The organism is Robiginitalea aestuariiviva (assembly GCF_029537735.1).
Taxonomy (GTDB): Bacteria; Bacteroidota; Bacteroidia; order Flavobacteriales; family Flavobacteriaceae; genus Robiginitalea; species Robiginitalea aestuariiviva.
The window spans coordinates 810,459-829,536 of sequence record NZ_JARPUQ010000002.1 but is presented as its reverse complement, the minus strand read 5'-3'; the positions used below and the strand labels follow the sequence as shown (position 1 = coordinate 829,536).

Genomic DNA, 19,078 nt, shown 5'->3' with positions numbered 1-19,078 from the left:
ACCCTCCTCCTCCATGAGCCAGATTAAGAAAGGGGCGATCCTGAATTATGCAACCATCCTGACTACAAATTTGGTTGGCTTGCTCATTACCCCTTTTATTATCCGATATCTGGGTGACGAGGAATTTGGACTTTTCAACCTGATCGGGGCGTTTGTCGGATACATTTCTATCCTTGATTTTGGACTGTCCAATACGATTATCCGCTTTGTAGCCAAGTATCAGGCAGAGAAGGACCAGAAAGGGGAAGCGAATTTCCTGGCGACAACCCTGATCATTTACGGCTTTATTTCAATACTTGTATTGCTTATCGGTGGGGTATGTTACATGAATCTGGAGGCCATATTTGCGGACTCCCTGAGCCCGGATGAAATAGGCAAGGCGAAGATTATGTTTGCCATCCTGGTATTCGCCCTGGCCATTGGCCTTCCGGCCAATGCCTTTGAAGGCATCTGCTTTGGGTACGAAAGATTCGCCTACCCCAAGGCTGCTAAACTGATTAGATATCTGGTCAGGTCAGTCCTGGTCATAGGCCTTCTTTTGCTCGGGGGCAAAGCTGTAGCCCTGGTGATCCTGGATGTTACACTTAACATCATTCTTTTCGGGGTTATCCTGTATTATGTTTTTCGCAAGATCAAAGTCCATATCCGCCTTTATAGTTGGAATCGGGAATTACTTGCTAAAATCTTTGGCTACTCGGTATGGATTTTCATTTTTGTATTGGTCGGGCAGTTCCAATGGAAAGTGGGACAGTTGGTTTTAGGGGTTATGACCAATACCACCCTAGTGGCCATATTTGCCATCGGGGTAATGCTAGGGTCTTATTATGGGGCTTTTTCAAGTGCGATAACCGGGGTACTCCTTCCCAGAGCCACACAGATGACGGTAGGCAATGCCAGTGCGGAGGAACTAACCAATATGATGATAAAGGTTGGGCGGCTTTCCTTTATTGTCCTCATGTATATTTTAGGGGCTTTTTTACTTTATGGGCAGCAGTTTATCTTACTCTGGGTTGGTGAAACCTATGGCGATTCCTGGTGGATTGCCCTTATCATTATGATTGCCTACACCCTGCCTTTGGTTCAAGGTTTTGGCAATTCCATACTGGAAGCCTGTAATAAACTCAGGTTCAAAGCCATTGTTTACCTTACCTTCCTTATACTCGGCACATTGTTAGGAGCTTACCTGACCCGCAGCTATGGTGCTATCGGCATGATTCTGGGCTCGGTAACCGGGTGGATGATCGGGCAAAACATTATGAATTTCTATTATCACTTTAAAATCCATTTGAACATTCCGCGCTTCTTTTTGGGACTCCTTCAAAAGACCCTGGTATCGTTCCTGATTATCCTACTTATTGGTTATGCCATATGGTGGATTCCCGGGTCCGGATGGATCAACTTTGGCCTTAAAGCCATACTGTATTCAGGGGTTTATGCCATAATCATGTATCGCTGGGGCCTGAACTCGTTCGAACGAAACCTGATTTTGCAGGTGATCCCCGCAAGGCTTCTAAAATCTGGAAAAACGAAATGATAGTATTGACCGACATACAAATGTCAAATGGCAATAAAAAGGTGACCTATGAGTACCAGGCAGCGGGCCAGGCACAGAAGCTTTTTACAGGGAAAGACCAATTCTTTGTGGAATACCCTTATGACGTTTCGGATGTTCACAAGGGGATCCTGGCCATCCCGTTTGTCAGCAATTTCTTACCCATTGCTTGGTTCGCAGGGTTTGATTTACGGGTAGAGGAAGTCGATGCCGAGTTTTTTGAGGCCTGTAAACAATTACGAACCGAATTCCAGCGTCAATTCCCAGAATATAACCTTTCCGGTAATCTTCTTTCGGAAAATCTGTCGGACACCCCCAAAATTAAGGGCAACAAAACGGCTATGCTGTTTAGTGGCGGGGTGGATGCCTATGCAACCTATATACACCTCTTCGCTAAGAAACCGGCACTGGTCACCTTGCATGGCGCAGACATAGCCTTGGGCGACATCCAACAGTGGACCGATTTTACCGATTTTATAGAAGGGGAGAATCTGTTGTCCGAGAACGAAAAATTCTATATCCGGACCAATGTGCGAGACTTTTATACCTACCAGGTTGAATTATTGCTCAGGGATATAGGCTGGTGGGGTAAAGTGCAGCATGGCATGTCCTTGATCGGTGCTCTTGCACCGCTTACAGTCAAAGAAGGATTCAGTCATATTTATATTGCTTCCTCCTATACGAAGGAAGTTGACATTTCGTGGGGTTCCACCCCAACCGCGGACGAATTGATCCGCTGGGCAGGCGTTCAGGTGCACCATGATGGTTACGAGCTTCGGCGGCAGGAAAAGGTAGACCGCATTGTTGCCTTTGCCCGGGAGCAGGAGCAGGCATTCCGGTTGCGTGTATGCTATTCCGAACTGCGATCCTCCTTCAATTGCAGTAATTGCGAGAAGTGTTTCAGGAGCATCTTGGGGATTATCCTGAATGGGGAAGACCCAAATAAATATGGCTTTGAGGTTACTGCAGATATTTACAATCGAATCTTTAACATGGTTGGCAAGCAGGGAGCCAGCAAAGGCGTTCGGTATTTCTGGTGGGAGCTCATGGAAAAAGCAAAGCTGTCGCGTGGCATTTATGTTTTTGACAACGAGACGCTGGAACAAAAACAAGTGGATCGCATACGCAATGGGGAATTGGACAAAATGATCGAAGCCAATATGATACGAAAGAAAACCGACCCGATTGGACGGTTACGCTTTATAATCCGGAATAAATTTCCGTTCCTTCGAAAAATATATAGGACCCTTCGGGGAAGAACATCATAGTATAGAAATACAAAATGAAATACGGCCTACTCACATACGACGAGAACAAGCGATTTTTCAATGTTGGGGATAACATCCAGAGCCTGGCGGCCAAACAATTTCTGCCCAGGGTAGACACCCTGGTCAATCGGGAAAGGCTTGCCGAATACTCTGGGGATCCCTTACTGCTTATTATGAATGGCTGGTTTACACACAATATTCATAATTGGGTGCCCAGTGATGCTATTAAACCGGTATTTGTATCATTCCATATGAACAATACAGCGGCACCCTTTATGCTTTCCGAGAAGGGCATCGCGTACTTAAAAGCACATGAGCCCATAGGCTGCAGGGATGAATTTACTGCGGAGACCTTACGGGGTAAAGGGATTGATGCCTATTTTACCGGATGCCTGACTCTTACGCTGGACAGTTATAAGGTGGACGATTCGGATCGCGGGGACGATATTTATATTGTGGATCCCCTCTACAGTTACCCCAGGAAGGAGAAGGTGTTCTACAACCTCAAGCTCACCATCAAAAACATCCTGAATGGGCAGGCGTTCCAATTGGGCAAAAAGAACAGGCACCTCCGGAAATTTATTGCACCGGAGCTTTTCGAAAAGGCCCATATTGTGAACCAGGAACCACCTTCTAACACCTATACGGACGAAGAAAAATTCCAGATGGCAGAGGACTTGTTGCACAAATATGCCCGGGCCAGATTAGTGATCACTTCCAGAATCCATTGTGCCCTCCCCTGCCTGGCCCTGGGTACCCCGGTAATTTTTGTGAACGGTTTCGATAGTTTTGTGGATTCCTGCCGCTTTGACGGTATTTTGGAACTGTTTAACCGTGTGGATGTAGATAGCAGGACGGGCGAATTTTCGGCCAATTTTGAGTGGGAGGGTAAAATCACCACAAACACCGAGGTTAAGAACCTGGAAAAACACCACGAGCTGGCAGAAGCCATGAAGTACACAGTTCGGGAAGCACTAAAAACCTATGTCTAAACCCATCCGGCTTCTTTATATTACGAATTCCATCCACGGCCCCGGCGGCCTGGAACGCGTACTGTCTGTCAAAGCCCGTTATCTGCAAGAGCGCCTGGGGTATGACGTACATATGGCTTCCCTTTTTGGAGAGCATGAAGAACCCTTTTATGATTTCGGTACCCAAATTTCGATGCACTACGCGGATATCCCGAGAACCCTTCCTGCCTATCCTTTCCAATATTGGCGCAGGGTAAACCGCTTGTTAAAACAGGTCCAACCCGATGTGATATCGGTCTGTGACGACGGCTTGAAAGGGATGTTGTTTCCCGTTTTATTCAATACTCCCTGTCCGGTTATTTACGAACGTCACGTTTCCAAAAATGCCGAAATAGGCACCGAAACCCCCGGGTTGTTCAGACGTCTGACTACCACGGTAAAATTTGGGCTTATGGACTATGGCGGGCGCAGGTTTGACCGGTTTGTAGTGCTTACCGAGGGCAATAAGAAAGAATGGAACCTGCCCAACCTGGAAGTGATCCCCAACCCGCTTTCATTTTATCCGGCGGAAACCGAACTCAGCTCCCTTGAAGCGCCCAGGGTCATTGCCGTGGGCAAACAGAGTTTTCAGAAAGGGTATGACCGATTGTTAGAGGCCTGGGGCAAGGTCCACGCCCGGCTTCCCGAATGGCACCTGCACATCTACGGTTCCTATGCCACGGCCATGAAACTGGAATCATTACGGGCTACCCTGGGCCTGAATGCCTGCGTGCATTTCCATAAGCCGGTAAAGGACATTGGCAGCAAATACCAGGAATCATCCCTGTATGTGATGTCTTCCCGCTATGAAGGCTTCGGGATGGTACTCACTGAGGCCATGTCTTATGGGGTACCCTGTGTTTCTTTTGACTGCCCCTACGGGCCATCTGATATTATAACTGATGGCGCGAATGGCCTGCTGGTCCCTAATGGAGATATTGAGGGTCTGGCCAATGCCTTGGAATCCCTAATGGCGAACCCTGAAAAACGAAAGGCATTTGGTGCGCAGGCCCGAAAGGATGTGGAAGCCTATACGGTGGGCAGGATTGGAACCAAATGGGATGCCCTTTTCAGGGAATTACTAAACGAAACCCAGGAAGCCTGATGCATATCCTGTTCCTTATTGACCAGGTATACCTGCATGGCGGGATTGAACGGGTATTATCCATCAAGGCCAATTACCTGGCGGCCCAGTCGGGTTACCGGGTCAGCATCCTGACATCCGAACAAAAGGACCAGGAACCGTGCTTTTCCTTTGACGACCGCATACAGTTTACCGATCTCGGTATTAATTACCATCGCCATCGCTCCTATTTCCATCCGGCCAACCTGCTGAAAGTTCCTGCCCATACCTTGAGGCTCAAGAATCATGTCCGCCGCATGAAACCCGATGTCCTGGTGGTCTGCAGCCATAGTACGGATACCTTTTTCGTTCCCCTGGTATTACGAAAGACCCCTACAGTTAAGGAATTCCATTTTTCCAAATGGATTGAAAAAGCAGCACGGGAAAACCCGGGCAGTTGGAAGAAAAAAGCCTTTTTGCAGTTCGGGGACTACGTACAAAAGAAATACAGCCGTCTGGTGGTCCTGAACCCGGAAGAAGCCACCTATTTCTTCTCGGACAATGTGGAGGTGATTCCCAACCCGACCACGTTTTTCCCTGAAACCCTTCCGCAGAGCCGTAAACCCCTTGCAATGGCTGCCGGGCGTATTGCCCCGGTAAAGGGCTTCGAAGACCTCTTACACATCTGGGCCCTGATACGTCCGCAAGCACCGGAATGGGAGCTCCATATTTACGGGGATGGGGAAGCGGGTTATGTGGATACCCTAAAGCAACTAGCCCGGGACCTGGGCTTAAACCCTGAAAAAATCTTCAAGGGAAAAACCAACCGCGTCAAAGATAAAATGGCGAAGGCCAGCCTGTATTTTATGACTTCCCGGAATGAGTGTTTTCCCCTGGTGTTGCTGGAGGCCCAGGCCTGTGGCCTGCCGGTGGTATCCTATGACTGCCCCCATGGCCCGCGAAACATCCTGACCCCTGAAAGCGGAATCCTGATCCCCATGGACCAGCAGGCGGAATTTGCCGACAAAGCCCTGGAACTTATACGGGCTGCAGATATTCTAAAAGCTATGGGAAAAGCGGCACGGGATAACGTAAAAAAGTTCAAGGTGGCCGAAGTAATGCCCCTATGGACGGCTATGTTTCATAAATTAGTTCAAAAAAGCTGATGTTCAGACTTTTTGCCTTGCTCTATGCGCCATTTTTGCTGCCACACCTCTTGCTGCTGAGGGTTTCCCCAAACCGGGAACACATCCTGCAGGACCTGGAACGGTGGGGGAAGCGGCATGGAATCACAGGATCACCTGGGCGGCGTTTGCTGCATTTCCTGACCTTTTCAAGGGACTTTCGAAATATATTTTATTACCGCACACGAGGGATAGCCTGGTCCCGCCTGTTGCGGATCTACTGCCCGCGCGAGAAATACTTTATCATTGACCCCCGCACCAAGATTGCGGGTGGCCTCATCAGTGCCCACCCGTATGCCACCATCCTGAATGCAGAGTCCATAGGCGCCAATTTCTATGTAAACCAATTGGTGACCATTGGAGAAGTGGACGGAAAAAGGCCAGTGATTGGGGACAATGTCTCCGTCTATAGCGGGGCAATCATTATCGGAGGGATTACTATCGGAAACCATGTACAGGTTGGCGCCGGGGCGGTGGTGGTGAAGGACGTTCCACCTAATTCTACTGTGGTTGGTAATCCTGCCAGGATTATTCCTAAAGGAGTTAAGTCTTAAAAAATTAATAAGTGTTCGATTTTATCTCGTTAGAGGCTTATTATCCTATTTATATAAACCTGTGTTTATTCCTGGTTCTATTTTCCTATTTCCACACACTTGTCATTCCTGCCTCAGATCAAAGAAACCTGATATTCATTAATACTTCAGGATATTTATTACTGGTCTTTTTGATTTTTTATATAGGACAACGTCCAATAAGTGGTGTTTACTTCGGTGACACTATCAATTATTATCGGGCGTATTTGAATTTTCAACATGGCACCTATCCCGATAAATTGCCAGATATGGGTTGGTATTACCTGATGAAATTTTTTTCAAAATACTTTGGCTTTAATACGTTTTTAACGTTTTGTAGTACGCTGTACATAGTACCAATGTTCTTTATATCAAAGAAACTCTTTCAGAAGTTTTGGTTCTATGCATTCATCATGTTTGTGGTGTCCTTCTCCTTTTGGACTTATGGCGTTAATGGGGTCCGCAATGGCGTTGCAACATCTTTATTTCTATTAGGGGTATGCTTCAGAAAGCACATTTTGATAAACACTCTTCTCTTCCTAATCGCCATCTCTATCCACAAAACACTATTGTTGCCTTGCTTGGCCTATGCCGTCACATTTATTTTTAATAAGCCAAGTATATATTTCAAAGGTTGGTTAATTGCTATTCCTCTTTCTTTGATAGCCGGCGGTTTTTGGATTGCATTCTTTTCAGGTTTGGGGTTTGCTGATGACAGGGCATCGACCTATCTCCTGGAAGATGGTCTGGAGGGCACTTCTTCGAACATTGGATTTCGCTGGGACTTCTTATTTCATTCTGCTTTCGCTGTTTTTGCAGGGTGGTTTTTTGTGATTAAGAAGAAGTTCAAAGACCCATTTTATAATAGATTATTAAATACCTATTTGATATGCAATGCGTTTTGGATTCTTGTTATACAAGCCAATTATTCTAACCGGTTTGCCTACCTGTCCTGGTTTATGATGGCCATTATCATTATATATCCAATCCTCAAAGGAAGCTTTTTTAAGAATCAAGGGCTAATCATGTCCAACATCATAGCCGCGTATTTTGCGTTTACCTACTTAATGTATTACATCTACTATGCAGGATAATTCTATGTCTTTCTTAACGGTTTTTACACCAACTTATAATAGGGCATATTGCCTGGGGCAATGCTATAATAGTCTTGTCCGCCAAACTCGTAAAGATTTTATATGGCTCATCATTGACGATGGCTCAACCGACAATACCCGGGAATTGGTAGCTGGTTGGATAGAAGAGAAGAAGGTAAACATCCGCTACCATTATCAAAAAAATCAAGGCATGCATGGGGCGCATAATTCGGCATATGCCCTGATAAACACGGAATTAAATGTATGTATTGATTCTGATGATTTTATGCCTTCTGATGCGGTTGAAAAGATAGCGCTTGCCTGGAAAGAAATACAGGGCCAGGATCATTTGGCAGGCATTGTTGCCCTGGATGCTAATAAGGATGGAGAGATTATTGGAACAAAAATGCCAGCCGAGCTTAAAGAAGCAGCGTTAAATGAATTGTATCATGAATTCAAAATAACAGGCGACAAGAAACTTATCTACAGGACAGAGGTTGTTAAAAAATATGAGCCCTATCCAATTTTTTCAGGTGAACGATTCGTACCACTTGGGTCACTTTATTTGCAAATAGATCAGGATTATAAACTGTTTATTCTTAATGAAGTGGTTTGCATTGTAGAATATTTGCCAGATGGATCTTCTTTAAATATTTTCAAGCAATATAGAAGGCATCCACGCGGTTTTATATATTCCAGAGAAGTGGCTATTAAATATGGATGGACCCTAAAACAACGCTTTAAGAATGCTGTTCATTATGTGGCCAGCAAACTTCAGATAAAAGACTTCAGTTTTTTTTATAAATCGCCAAACCTTGGACTTACTTATTTGGCACTATTCCCAGGAATACTACTATTCTTTTACATATTGGCTAAAACTAATGGCCTTAAATAGATTTCAATGGAGATACTTATAACAGGGGACTTCTGCCCTATCAATCGTACTCTAAACTATATAGAAACCCCTAATGAAATTTTTGGTGAACTTTTGCCCGAAATTAATAAGGCTGATTTAGCTATTACTAATTTGGAATGCCCCCTGACTTCCTCTAACTCTAAAATAGTTAAGACCGGCCCATGCATAAAAGCACCTGAATCAGCAATAAATTTCTTGAAGGAGGCAGGGTTCAAACTTGTAACGCTGGCAAACAATCACATAATGGATTTTGGCCTCGAAGGCTTGGAAGATACCTTACGAGTCTGTGAAGAATCGGGTATTCAAACTGTTGGTGCTAATCTAAATAAAACTGAGGCCCAAAAACCTTTTCTAACGACCATAGAAGGTAAGAAGTTGGCCGTTATCAACATTGCAGAGAATGAATTCTGCACAGCAACCGATTCTTTGGCAGGTGCCAATCCATTGGACCTCATTCAAAATTATCAGCAGATTATTGATGCCAGGAAAACCTCTGATTTTGTTATAGTTATATATCATGGCGGTAGAGAGCACTATCAATTACCTACACCACGTGTTCGGAATACTTTCAGGTTTTTTATTGAGGTAGGTGCCGATGTTGTTGTAGCCCATCACCCACATTGCTTTAGCGGTTATGAGATTCATAGAGGCCGACCGATATTCTACAGTTTGGGAAATTTTATTTTTGACTTTAAAAGGAAATATCAAAAAGGCGAATGGACCAAAGGGGCGGCCCTGCGCTTATCCTTAAGCGATGGTAATACAAATTTTGCCCTTATTCCTTTTTATCAGGGCAGGCAGGAAGACCCTAGGTTAAAGGTTTTATTGCCCGAGCAAAAAGAACAATTTGATAGTAGAATTAAAGAGTTGAATAGGATTATCACCACCGATGATCTATTTGAGGCACAATGGCGCAATTATATTAAAACTCAGAGTAAAGGTTACCGAAACCTTTTGCGAGTAAAAAACAAATATTTAAGGAAATTGATTTCCATGGGGCTTCTCCCACAACCACTGAACCTGCAGAAGAGTCATGACACCTTGCTTTTAAACCTTTTTAAGTGTGAGACCCATCATGAAATTTTCACAGCAGTTTTAGATAAAGATCTTTACTAATGCGATTGCTGCTTATTATTAATTCCCTGGGAGCTGGAGGAGCCGAGAAACTTGTTGCGGACATGGCCTCGATTATCCGAAATAAGGGTATTCACGTAGAACTCCTTGTTTTGAGTAAAAATCAAGATATGTTTTTACAAAAGTTGTTGGATGACAACATTAGTATTACATATAGTCCATATCCTATTTATTCGCCCCTCAATATTTTTTTTATTCGAAAAATGATTAAGGCGTTCGATATAGTGCATGCCCATCTCTTCCCAAGCCAATACTGGCTCTCCCTATCCTTTTCTTCCAAACCGACTGTAGTTACCGAACACTGCACCTATAACAAGCGTAGATCCAATTTGCTTTTTTGGCCCATAGAGCAACTTACTTACATGCGTTATCGGAAGGTGATAACCATAAGCGAAAAAGCCAAAGAAACACTTTCCTCATGGTTAAAGCTCAGAAATTCGAAATACGTGGTAATAGAAAATGGAATAGACTTGGCAAGGTTTCGCGACGCCAAACCAAAACAGATTGAAGGTATTACCGATAAAACGGTAAAAGTAATAATGGTTGGGAGGTTTAATCCTACTAAGGACCAGCCAACAGCTATTAAATCCCTGCTTCATTTACCAGATCATATCCACCTGCTCTTGGTTGGAGATGGCCATCTTCGCGAGTCATGTGAGAAATTGGCAATAGAGCTTGGCCTAAATAAGCGAGTTCATTTTCTGGGATTACGAAAGGATATCCCGGAACTCCTAAAAAGTAGTGATATCTGTCTGATTTCTTCTCACTCTGAAGGCCTTTCTATTTCTTCACTCGAATGCCTGGCAAGCGGCAAGCCATTGATTACAAGCAATGTAAATGGCCTAAAGGAGATAAACCGGGATGTAGGATTATTATTTGAAGATGAAAATGAACAAGAATTGGCCTCTCAAATATTGCGATTAATAAATGATCCTGAGCTTTATAAAGAGGTAGCTAATAGGTGTGCCGAAAAGTCATTGCAGTATGATATTACCCGAACTGTAAATAAACATTTAGAAATATATCACGATATCGCGTAGGCTAGCTATGATATTAGACAAAATATACAGGAATAGTCCTAATTTTCTTCAGGAGTTGATGATATCCCTTTATAATATTAAGGCTTACAATATCCGATATGGTAAAAACTACAGAAGACTCCTAAAAGAATATAGCATTCAACATCCGATTAAGGCCATAGAAGAGATCCAGGAACGCAAATTCAAGGATTTGGTTCAGTATGCCGCAAAACATTCCCCATTCTACCAAAGGCTTTTTCCACAAGATGTCTCCGGTATATCTATTGAACAAATCGGCTTACTACCTATTGTAAACAAAGAACAAATAAGACAGAACCTTACTGAGGTCTATACTATAGCTAAAAAAAAGGGGGTCCTTTCAAAAACTGGGGGAACTACGGGCAAATCTCTTGAAGTGCTTTATCGTCCTGTAGATGTAGAAGAGCGGTTTGCTATTTTGGATAACTTTCGTAAAGCACATGGCTACAAGTTGGGAAAAAGAACCGCCTGGTTTAGTGGTAAAACTTTGCTTACGCCCGGAGATTTGAATAAATATAAATTTTGGAAAACGGATTGGATATATAAAGTTAGATACTATTCAACCTTCCATATTCACCCGAAAAACCTGACTGCTTACATCGCCAATCTGATCGAATACAAACCAGAATACATGGTAGGGTTTCCTTCAACCATGTACGAAATAGCAAAATTTGGCAGGTTAAACAATTTGGACTTCCCCAAAAATACCATTAAAGCTATTTTTCCAACCGCAGAAACGGTCACCAGCGAGATTAGAGCAGAGATAGAAGCCTATTTTAAAACCCGGATGTATGATCAATATGCATCATCCGAAGGCGCTCCTTTTATATTCGAATGCTCAAAACGCAATTTGCATTTGGAATTACGCAGCGGTGTATTTGAAGTGCTGGATGAGAATAATCAAGCCTCCAAAAGTGGAAGGCTTGTCGTAACTTCTTTTACCACTTATGGTACTCCACTGATCCGTTATGACATTGGAGATACCATCACTTTATCCGACAAGGTATGTGACTGTGGAAATGCCAATCCTCTAGTTGAGGAAATCTCAGGAAGAATAAATGACTATATCTATTCGGAAGAGGTTGGTAAAATCAATCTTGGCAACATTTCCAATTGTCTTAAAGGAGTTAAGGGCGTTTTACAATTCCAGATAATGCAAAATGAGGTACAAGCCATACACGTAAATGCCGTTGTTGACGAGAATATTTTTGACGATTCGGATCAACAAAAATTTATCGAAAACCTAACGGAAAGGGTTGGAACTAAGATGGAGATTAAATTTAAAAGGGTAGACCATATACCAGTAGAAAAAAGTGGCAAATATCGCCTTGTTAAAAACAATATTCACCACTTTTTAAAATAAGGATCAGTAGCAATTTAGCTTCCTATACACTCATTATTATCCAATAAAACTTCCGTAGGAGAAGTTGCGTTATCAATATATATACACTGAAAATTGGTGTTTGCAGGATATTCAATTGTATTGGAATTTAATTCAATATTTCGATTTATTCCTGTCAAATTAACACCGTGAGAATTCGCCGAATCAATAATGTTTTCAATAAGTCTTACGGAAGAAGAATTGGAAATTTGGACACGGCCAAATGAACTATTGCGCTCAAATATTATTCCATTTGTTACAGAAAAAATTGAAGTCGCACTAGAATTAAGCCGATTATCATAAATCTGAATCAGGTTGTTTATAAAATCTATCTCCTGATTAACCTGAACAAAATATAAATGATTTGCTATAACATTAAAATCATTATTAAAAATCCTAACATCATTCCCATGTGAAATTTGAAAGGAAATACCGCGGCTTGCGGATTGCGAACTTGAGATTGAATTGTTATAAATATCTGTATTATTCAATTCTTTAAGTTGTATACCATTTCCATTATTTACCAATGTATTATTGCTAATTATTAACTCCCCATGATAAGCTGCTATACCAATTCCATAACCCTCAATATAGTTTCCGGATATTTGATTATTGAAAACAGTTTCACCATTTCCTGCTGCAAGAATGGCTGGGGTTTTAGCTGATTCAGTTGAAGCAACCAATCTATTATTTAAGATTTTGGTTCCTGAAGTAAGTGAATAGGTAATTTTGTTTTCAAGGTCATTGTTTTCAATTGTTACATTTTCACCAACACTAACAGTAATTGCCCCAATTCGACTACCTCTTTCGAAATTATTCCGAATTAAGATATCATAAGCTCGTTCGTAATAAATGAAGTTGCCGGATGCATCTCTAGCTCTCACCGCTTCCACGTTTATTGCATATCCAACAACCCCACCATCAGAATTTTGCCGGTCAAGTCCTGTGTCAATATAGGTGTTATCCTCAATAACAAGATTAAACCCGTCTGTAATGGCAGTCGACATCCTTCTATTGTCCTTAAAGACACAATTTCGAACTGTAATTCCATTTGACGGAATATAATTGTCCTGGAAGGTGAAGTTAATTGAGTTAATGACTAAAGCCCCAGCAGAACCCATAGACATGTTTACACCTTCAACAAGTACATTAGATGCACCATGGGCCCAGAACAAATGATTCCCACCTTCACCTGGATTTGACTTGGAATAATCATGCTCATCCCTATCACCCACAAGATTACCACCACGAATAACAACATTGGAAACCTCCCTAGCAGCAAGCAAGGTTCCACCATTTTCTCGATCGTTTGGAAATACTCTTAGAAAGGTTCTTTCTGACATTTCAAGATTGAAATTTCCGGGCACATTAATAGACTCAATGGTATTATAAAAATTTTGATTAGTAGTGGTACTTGTTACTTTGGAGATTTCAAAATAAGCATCAAACTCATCAATAACGAAGGTCCTTGCACCCAACTCTTTGGTGTAAAACATCAACCCTTCTAGCACATCATTGTTCCTTTGTGCAATTTCCGATGTAGTCTGCCCCTGCACCAACTCCCACCGCTCCGGAAAGAGTTGGAAGGTATCCGAAGTCAGGGAAACACTACCTTCCAGGGTCAGATCCTTGTTCATGAGTTTCCCGTCAATATACCCCCCATTAAACACCAGCGTTCCATTGATGATCTGCCCCCCGGCATACTCCAGGGTAACCCCGGCTGGCAGGGTAACGGTTTGCCCGCCCAGGTCCAGGCTGCATTCCAAAGCCAGGGTGCCGTTGGCCTGCAGGGTATCCAGGCCAAAATCGCAGGGGGTGCTGTTAATCTCCAGCTGGCTTTCGAAGGTTACGGGGTCTCCCGGATCCTGGTTGGAACCCTGAGGGGTTTCCGGGGTATCCGGGTTTTCGGAACCGGGTTCTTCCGGCGTATTTTGTTGTTGCTGTTCAAACAATTCAGACATCAGGTCTTCGTCCGCGCAGGATGAAAAAACCGTGCCCAGGGCCAGGAAGGTGGCCATGAAAATCAGTTGCTTGGGGGTGCTCTTCAGCATGATAAAAAATTTGGGGTGCGTGAATTTACTATATAAGGCAGCAAACTCGTTGTTTAGTATAATTTTTTCGATGAACTACACTCACAGGTACGTTTTATCGATAAAATGCAGATGTCGCCTTGGCATTTTTTAACAAAAAAATCGATGAACTGCATCCTGGCCTTCCATTCGGCCCCAAATATCTGGCCACAAAGCCTGTAGAATCCCCCGCGGATTTCCCCTGGTCGAGTTTAATCCGGGTTTTGCAGATTAATTGCCGCGGCTTGTGGGAAAAGTCTTTTTTTGCGGCTTATTTTTGAGTTATGAATCACGGGGGTCCCGCCCCGCAGCAGTCTTCCTGACAACCTATGGAAACACCCCGGAAACTCATCCGCATCACCACCGTTCCCATCTCCCTGGGGGGATTACTCCAGGGGCAGTCCCGATTTATGAGCCAGCATTATGAAGTGGTGGGGATCTCCTCCCCGGGCCCGGGCCTGGAGCGGGTGGCCCAACAGGAGGGCATTCGGGTGATCCCGGTAACCATGACCCGGAAAATAACGCCCTTTCAGGACCTAAGGGCGCTCTGGCAGCTCTACCGCATCTTCCGGCGGGAACGCCCTTATATGGTACACTCCCATACCCCCAAGGCAGGCACCCTGGGGATGTTTGCGGCCTGGCTGGCCCGCGTACCCCACCGCCTGCATACCATTGCCGGCATGCCCCTGGTGGAAGCCCGGGGCGCGAAACGAACATTGCTGAACGCCGTGGAATGGTTTACTTACCGCTGCGCTACCCGGGTCTACCCCAATTCCGAAGGCTTGCGGCAGATTGCCCTGGAGCACCGGTTTGCATCGGCCCGCAAATTGCAGGTACTCGGGCAGGGCAGTTCCAACGGGATCGACACCGACTTTTTTGACCCGGCACAGGTGTCTGGCGAAGCCCGGGAGGCCCTACGGAAATCCCTGGGTCTGGAACCCGGCCAGTATGTTTACTGCTATGTGGGCCGCCTGGTGCGGGACAAGGGCATCCACGAATTGCTGGAGGCCTTCCTGAGGGTCCATGCCGATTTCCCAGAGACCCGCCTGCTGCTTATCGGCCCGTACGAAAACGAGCTGGACCCCCTGGAGCCCTGGGCCTACCAGGCCATACAGGACACCGATGCCATCCTGGAGCTGGGGTGGCAATCGGACATCCGCCCGTTTATGGCCCTCTCCCACAGTTTTGTTTTTCCGAGCTACCGGGAGGGGTTTCCCAACGTGGTGATGCAGGCCGGGGCCATGGGACTTTATAGTATCGCATCTAATATTAACGGTTGTAACGAGATTATCCGGGAAGGGGAAAACGGTACCCTGGTACCCCCCAAGGACGCGGATGCCCTGTACACCGAAATGAAGCGGGTATTAACCGACCCCCCGGCAGGAAATCCGGCAACCTACCGCCAGCTGATCGGGGACCGGTATGAGCGCCGCTTTGTCTGGGATTGCATCCTGCAGGAGTATCGCCGGCTGGAGCGGGAATCCCGGAATTAACCCGGTTATATAGCGGTTTCCTTAGGCCGTCTTACCGGTACAAATCTGCCATTTGTTTTTTTAACCATTCTTTTTACTTCTTACCCGGAATGGCTTCGGATTCTGGATTTAAAACCGTTCATTTGTAGTGTAATGCCTACACCCTAGCCCATGCCCTGGAAACAGCTTACCAAAAGGGAAAACGGATCTTATTTTCATTGTATTACTCCGGAAATACAGCAAAGACTACAGCAACAGTTTCCGGTGGATTTCCCGGAAGCCTACCGGATGTTCTACTCCGGGCGGCACGCCCTGAAGTTTCTGATTTCGCACATCCAGCAGCAGCGGGAGGTGCTCACCATCTGGATGCCGGAATACTACTGCCAGCATGTAAATCGTTGGATGCAGCACAACTACCCCAATCTGGCGTATTACCCCTCCCATCCATTTAACCCTGCCCAACCCATTACCCTGCCCCCGGGGATAGCGGCTACGGATATCCTGGTGGTGAATAACTATTGGGGGGTTTCCGAAATGCCCATTTTTGAGGCTGGAGAGCGGCCCGTGATCATTGAAGACCACTCCCATGCCTGGCTGAGCCGGCAAAGCCTGCATAGCCAGGCCGATTATTGCTTCGTTTCCCTGCGTAAGTCCCTGCCCATCCCCCTGGGGGGCATTTGCTGGAAACCGGGGGGCACCCTGCCGGTAGACCCGCTGGAAGAAGACCCTGCCCTGTACGCCGCCTGGGACCTGATGGCCACCGCCATGCAACATAAAACCGCCTACCTGACCGGCACCGAACAGGTAGAGAAAAGCCTCTACCTGGGGCAGATTGCCGAAGTGGAAGAAGCGCTGGATGTGAGTCATGTACCCGTACGTATGCGGCCTGGAGACCAGGATTACGTACGCCGATGGATGGAGGTAGATGTACTGGGCATCAAGGAGCAGCACCTGGCGTTCCTTTTTGGGCATTTAACACCCAGCAGGCATTACCGGATCATCCAAAGGCAAGGACATCCTTCCTTTGGTCTCATGCTCCTCTTTGAGGATGCAGCGGCCTATACGTCCTTCCGATCCTTCCTGATTGAACGGGAAATTTATCCCTCCAATTTATGGCCGGATAACCGGGAGTGGCAATATTTCCTGAACCTCCATATTGACTTCCGTTACGGGCAGCAGCACCTGGAGCACATTGCCGAAACCCTGAACACCTGGAACCGGAACAACCCCTGAGCATGGAGTACCGCCATTTGAAACGGCTGATGGATTTCGGGTTCGCCCTGTTGGGATTGCTGGTGTTTTTACCCATCCTGCTTATCCTGACCCTGTTGCTGCTGGTCGCCAACCGGGGAAAGCCCTTCTTCCTGCAACCCCGCCCCGGGAAAGACGAAAAAATCTTCCGCATCTTTAAGTTCAAGACCATGAACGACCGCACGGATGCGCAGGGGGAATTACTGCCGTATGAACAGCGGATTACCCCGGTTGGGGCCTTTATCCGCAAGTTTTCCCTGGATGAGATCCCCCAGCTGATCAATGTCCTGAAAGGCGATATGAGCCTGGTGGGCCCCCGCCCCCTGTTAACGGTGTACCTGGAGCGCTATGACGACTTCCAGCGCAGGCGGCACGAGGTAAAACCCGGGATTACCGGCTGGGCACAGGTCAATGGGCGCAATGCCATTACCTGGAGCGAGAAATTTGCCCTGGACGTCTGGTATGTAGAGTACCAGTCTTTTCTGCTGGACCTGAAAATCCTTTTCCGCACCGCCCGGAAGGTCCTGATCCGCGAAGGGGTAAACAGTGCGGAGAACCTGAATATGCCTGAATTTATGGGCACGGGGGACGAATAATTCTCGTAACAAACCATTTCCTTTTCCGCCACCAGGGTTTACGGGCGGCGGCGAAACCGCGCCCTTTATCCAAAAAATTCCTATTTTTTGGGTAGGAGGAAATACCTTCGGAATTGGGACGCATCTATTTATGTATGTATCAACAGGTTTTTAAAAGGAGCTTCGATCTGATCTTTGCCTTGCTGGGGCTTATCCTCGCTTTTCCCTTGCTGCTTATCCTGTGCGGGCTTATTTATCTGGAAACCCGGGAAAACCCCATCTTTTCCCAGCGTCGCCCCGGCCTGCACGAAAAGATTTTCAGGCTGTATAAACTCAAGACCATGAACAGCCGTACAGATGCCACCGGTGCATTGTTGCCGGATGCAGAGCGACTCACCCGCACCGGGGCCTTTATCCGCAAAACCTCCCTGGACGAGATTCCGCAACTGTACAATGTGCTGAAAGGGGATATGAGTTTTATCGGGCCGCGGCCCCTGCTCATCCGCTACCTGCCGTTTTATACGGAGCAGGAACGAATCCGCCACAGCGTGCGCCCGGGGATTACGGGCCTGGCCCAGGTTTCCGGCCGCAACACCCTGGGGTGGGATGCGCGCCTGCAGAAAGATATGGAATACGTGGAGGGCCTTTCCCTGGGGATGGACCTGCGGGTTGTTGCCCGCACCATCCTGAAGGTGTTGAAGCGTTCCGATATTGTTATCCTCCCAACCACACAAATGATTGACCTCGATGAATACAGAAGTTAAAATCAAATGGGCTTTTTTGTGCAGCGGTTATGGCAACTCTGCCCAGGCCTGCCTGGACCTGCAGGAAGCCGGCCGCCTGGGGCAACACCAGATTGCCGCCCTGGTGACCGACGGGCAGCAGACGCCCCTGGAGGCCCGGTGCCGGGAAATGGGGATCACGGTATTTAACACCTCTGCCCGGGCTTTTCCTTCCATAGAAGCCTACCAGCAGGACCTGATAGGAAAGCTTCAGGCCCTGGAAGTGGATTACGTCTTTATGCTGGCCTACAAATACCGCATCCGGGATGCCATGCTCCAGGCCTTCCCCAATCGCATTTTGAATGTGCACCCTTCCTTGTTGCCGGCCTTCCGCAACACCTCCAAAGCCATACAGGAAGCCCTGGACATGGGGGTACGCGTTTCCGGGATCACTACCCACATTATCGATGCGGAAATTGACCGTGGCGTGATCCTCTGTCAGGAGCCTATTCGCCTGGAACCGGGAGATACTGTGGAATCCGTCTACCCCAGGTTCCTGCAAACGGGCAAAAAAATCCTATGCGACACCTTCAGGGAGGTGGCCAACCACCACATTCCCGGGCGCTTCCTGCAGGCCCTGGCCGAAAAATCCGGGCTCCTGGCTCTATTGCTCGCGGCCTGAACCGGAGATTTGGCCCGTTTGCCTAAATTTTGCGGGATTCCCCTTACCCCGCTTTATTTTTGAGGTAAGAAGCAA

17 protein-coding genes are annotated in these 19,078 nt (G+C 46.2%); 16 read left to right on the top strand and 1 reads right to left on the bottom strand.

Annotation, left to right across the window (positions count from 1 at the left end; all coding sequences use genetic code 11):
• Window positions 1-13: 13 nt before the first annotated feature.
• From OZ410_RS10465 to OZ410_RS10415, 11 genes are read left to right on the top strand one after another with little or no spacing between them, the layout of a single operon-like run.
• Complete coding sequence (locus OZ410_RS10465) at window positions 14-1,534, top strand: oligosaccharide flippase family protein (protein ID WP_277707911.1); 1,521 nt, start codon at window positions 14-16, stop codon at window positions 1,532-1,534.
• Entirely contained in the window at window positions 1,531-2,820 is a 1,290-nt protein-coding gene (locus OZ410_RS10460; RefSeq protein WP_277707910.1) for a hypothetical protein, read from the top strand. The genes OZ410_RS10465 and OZ410_RS10460 overlap by 4 nt, the downstream gene beginning before the upstream one ends.
• 14 nt (window positions 2,821-2,834) lie before the next feature.
• Window positions 2,835-3,812, top strand: coding sequence for a polysaccharide pyruvyl transferase family protein (locus tag OZ410_RS10455; RefSeq protein WP_277707909.1), 978 nt, complete (start codon window positions 2,835-2,837; stop codon window positions 3,810-3,812).
• On the top strand, window positions 3,805-4,935 hold the full coding sequence (locus tag OZ410_RS10450) for a glycosyltransferase family 4 protein (protein WP_277707908.1): 1,131 nt from the start codon (window positions 3,805-3,807) through the stop codon (window positions 4,933-4,935). The genes OZ410_RS10455 and OZ410_RS10450 overlap by 8 nt, the downstream gene beginning before the upstream one ends.
• The gene (locus tag OZ410_RS10445) at window positions 4,935-6,059 is read left to right on the top strand and encodes a glycosyltransferase family 4 protein (RefSeq protein WP_277707907.1); all 1,125 of its coding nucleotides are present in this window, start codon (window positions 4,935-4,937) and stop codon (window positions 6,057-6,059) included. The genes OZ410_RS10450 and OZ410_RS10445 overlap by 1 nt, the downstream gene beginning before the upstream one ends.
• Window positions 6,059-6,631: an LbetaH domain-containing protein gene (locus OZ410_RS10440; protein ID WP_277707906.1), complete on the top strand. Its 573-nt coding sequence runs from the start codon at window positions 6,059-6,061 to the stop codon at window positions 6,629-6,631. Before OZ410_RS10445 ends, OZ410_RS10440 begins: the two co-directional genes overlap by 1 nt.
• Window positions 6,632-6,642: 11 nt before the next feature.
• On the top strand, window positions 6,643-7,743 hold the full coding sequence (locus OZ410_RS10435; protein WP_277707905.1) for an EpsG family protein: 1,101 nt from the start codon (window positions 6,643-6,645) through the stop codon (window positions 7,741-7,743).
• 4 nt (window positions 7,744-7,747) lie between these two features.
• Entirely contained in the window at window positions 7,748-8,638 is an 891-nt protein-coding gene (locus OZ410_RS10430) for a glycosyltransferase family 2 protein (RefSeq protein WP_277707904.1), read from the top strand.
• Between the two features lie 6 nt (window positions 8,639-8,644).
• A complete protein-coding gene (locus OZ410_RS10425) occupies window positions 8,645-9,775 on the top strand; it encodes a CapA family protein (protein ID WP_277707903.1) in 1,131 nt (376 codons plus the stop codon).
• Entirely contained in the window at window positions 9,775-10,833 is a 1,059-nt protein-coding gene (locus tag OZ410_RS10420; protein WP_277707902.1) for a glycosyltransferase, read from the top strand. The genes OZ410_RS10425 and OZ410_RS10420 overlap by 1 nt, the downstream gene beginning before the upstream one ends.
• Before the next feature lie 7 nt (window positions 10,834-10,840).
• Complete coding sequence (locus tag OZ410_RS10415) at window positions 10,841-12,214, top strand: phenylacetate--CoA ligase family protein (RefSeq protein ID WP_277707901.1); 1,374 nt, start codon at window positions 10,841-10,843, stop codon at window positions 12,212-12,214.
• 14 nt (window positions 12,215-12,228) lie between these two features.
• On the opposite strand, the gene OZ410_RS10410 is transcribed toward OZ410_RS10415, so the two are convergent.
• Window positions 12,229-14,283 carry a NosD domain-containing protein gene (locus OZ410_RS10410; protein WP_277707900.1) on the bottom strand — a complete coding sequence of 685 codons (2,055 nt, stop codon included), beginning with the start codon at window positions 14,281-14,283 and terminating at the stop codon, window positions 12,229-12,231.
• A 347-nt stretch (window positions 14,284-14,630) separates the two neighbouring features.
• On the opposite strand from OZ410_RS10410, the gene OZ410_RS10405 reads away from it, so the two are divergent.
• The 5 genes from OZ410_RS10405 to purN all read left to right on the top strand — a co-directional run bounded on the left by OZ410_RS10405 (window position 14,631) and on the right by purN (window position 19,003).
• Entirely contained in the window at window positions 14,631-15,794 is a 1,164-nt protein-coding gene (locus OZ410_RS10405; protein ID WP_277707899.1) for a glycosyltransferase family 4 protein, read from the top strand.
• A gap of 150 nt (window positions 15,795-15,944) precedes the next feature.
• The gene (locus OZ410_RS10400) at window positions 15,945-17,006 is read left to right on the top strand and encodes a hypothetical protein (protein WP_277707898.1); all 1,062 of its coding nucleotides are present in this window, start codon (window positions 15,945-15,947) and stop codon (window positions 17,004-17,006) included.
• Window positions 17,007-17,008: 2 nt separating this feature from the next.
• Complete coding sequence (locus tag OZ410_RS10395) at window positions 17,009-17,620, top strand: sugar transferase (RefSeq protein ID WP_277707897.1); 612 nt, start codon at window positions 17,009-17,011, stop codon at window positions 17,618-17,620.
• A 134-nt stretch (window positions 17,621-17,754) separates the two neighbouring features.
• Window positions 17,755-18,363 carry a sugar transferase gene (locus tag OZ410_RS10390; RefSeq protein WP_277707896.1) on the top strand — a complete coding sequence of 203 codons (609 nt, stop codon included), beginning with the start codon at window positions 17,755-17,757 and terminating at the stop codon, window positions 18,361-18,363.
• Window positions 18,347-19,003: a phosphoribosylglycinamide formyltransferase gene (purN, locus tag OZ410_RS10385; RefSeq protein ID WP_277707895.1), complete on the top strand. Its 657-nt coding sequence runs from the start codon at window positions 18,347-18,349 to the stop codon at window positions 19,001-19,003. Before OZ410_RS10390 ends, purN begins: the two co-directional genes overlap by 17 nt.
• The last annotated feature ends 75 nt before the right edge of the window (window positions 19,004-19,078 follow it).

Coding starts and splice junctions, on each gene's coding strand:
- OZ410_RS10455 (WP_277707909.1), top strand. CDS start 2,835: ATGAAATACGGCCTACTCACATACGACGAGAACAAGCGATTTTTCAAT.
- OZ410_RS10430 (WP_277707904.1), top strand. CDS start 7,748: ATGTCTTTCTTAACGGTTTTTACACCAACTTATAATAGGGCATATTGC.
- OZ410_RS10415 (WP_277707901.1), top strand. CDS start 10,841: ATGATATTAGACAAAATATACAGGAATAGTCCTAATTTTCTTCAGGAG.
- OZ410_RS10390 (WP_277707896.1), top strand. CDS start 17,755: ATGTATCAACAGGTTTTTAAAAGGAGCTTCGATCTGATCTTTGCCTTG.
- OZ410_RS10420 (WP_277707902.1), top strand. CDS start 9,775: ATGCGATTGCTGCTTATTATTAATTCCCTGGGAGCTGGAGGAGCCGAG.
- OZ410_RS10410 (WP_277707900.1), bottom strand. CDS start 14,283: ATGCTGAAGAGCACCCCCAAGCAACTGATTTTCATGGCCACCTTCCTG.
- OZ410_RS10425 (WP_277707903.1), top strand. CDS start 8,645: ATGGAGATACTTATAACAGGGGACTTCTGCCCTATCAATCGTACTCTA.
- OZ410_RS10450 (WP_277707908.1), top strand. CDS start 3,805: ATGTCTAAACCCATCCGGCTTCTTTATATTACGAATTCCATCCACGGC.
- OZ410_RS10460 (WP_277707910.1), top strand. CDS start 1,531: ATGATAGTATTGACCGACATACAAATGTCAAATGGCAATAAAAAGGTG.
- OZ410_RS10395 (WP_277707897.1), top strand. CDS start 17,009: ATGGAGTACCGCCATTTGAAACGGCTGATGGATTTCGGGTTCGCCCTG.
- OZ410_RS10440 (WP_277707906.1), top strand. CDS start 6,059: ATGTTCAGACTTTTTGCCTTGCTCTATGCGCCATTTTTGCTGCCACAC.
- OZ410_RS10465 (WP_277707911.1), top strand. CDS start 14: ATGAGCCAGATTAAGAAAGGGGCGATCCTGAATTATGCAACCATCCTG.
- OZ410_RS10405 (WP_277707899.1), top strand. CDS start 14,631: ATGGAAACACCCCGGAAACTCATCCGCATCACCACCGTTCCCATCTCC.
- purN (WP_277707895.1), top strand. CDS start 18,347: ATGAATACAGAAGTTAAAATCAAATGGGCTTTTTTGTGCAGCGGTTAT.
- OZ410_RS10445 (WP_277707907.1), top strand. CDS start 4,935: ATGCATATCCTGTTCCTTATTGACCAGGTATACCTGCATGGCGGGATT.
- OZ410_RS10400 (WP_277707898.1), top strand. CDS start 15,945: ATGCCCTGGAAACAGCTTACCAAAAGGGAAAACGGATCTTATTTTCAT.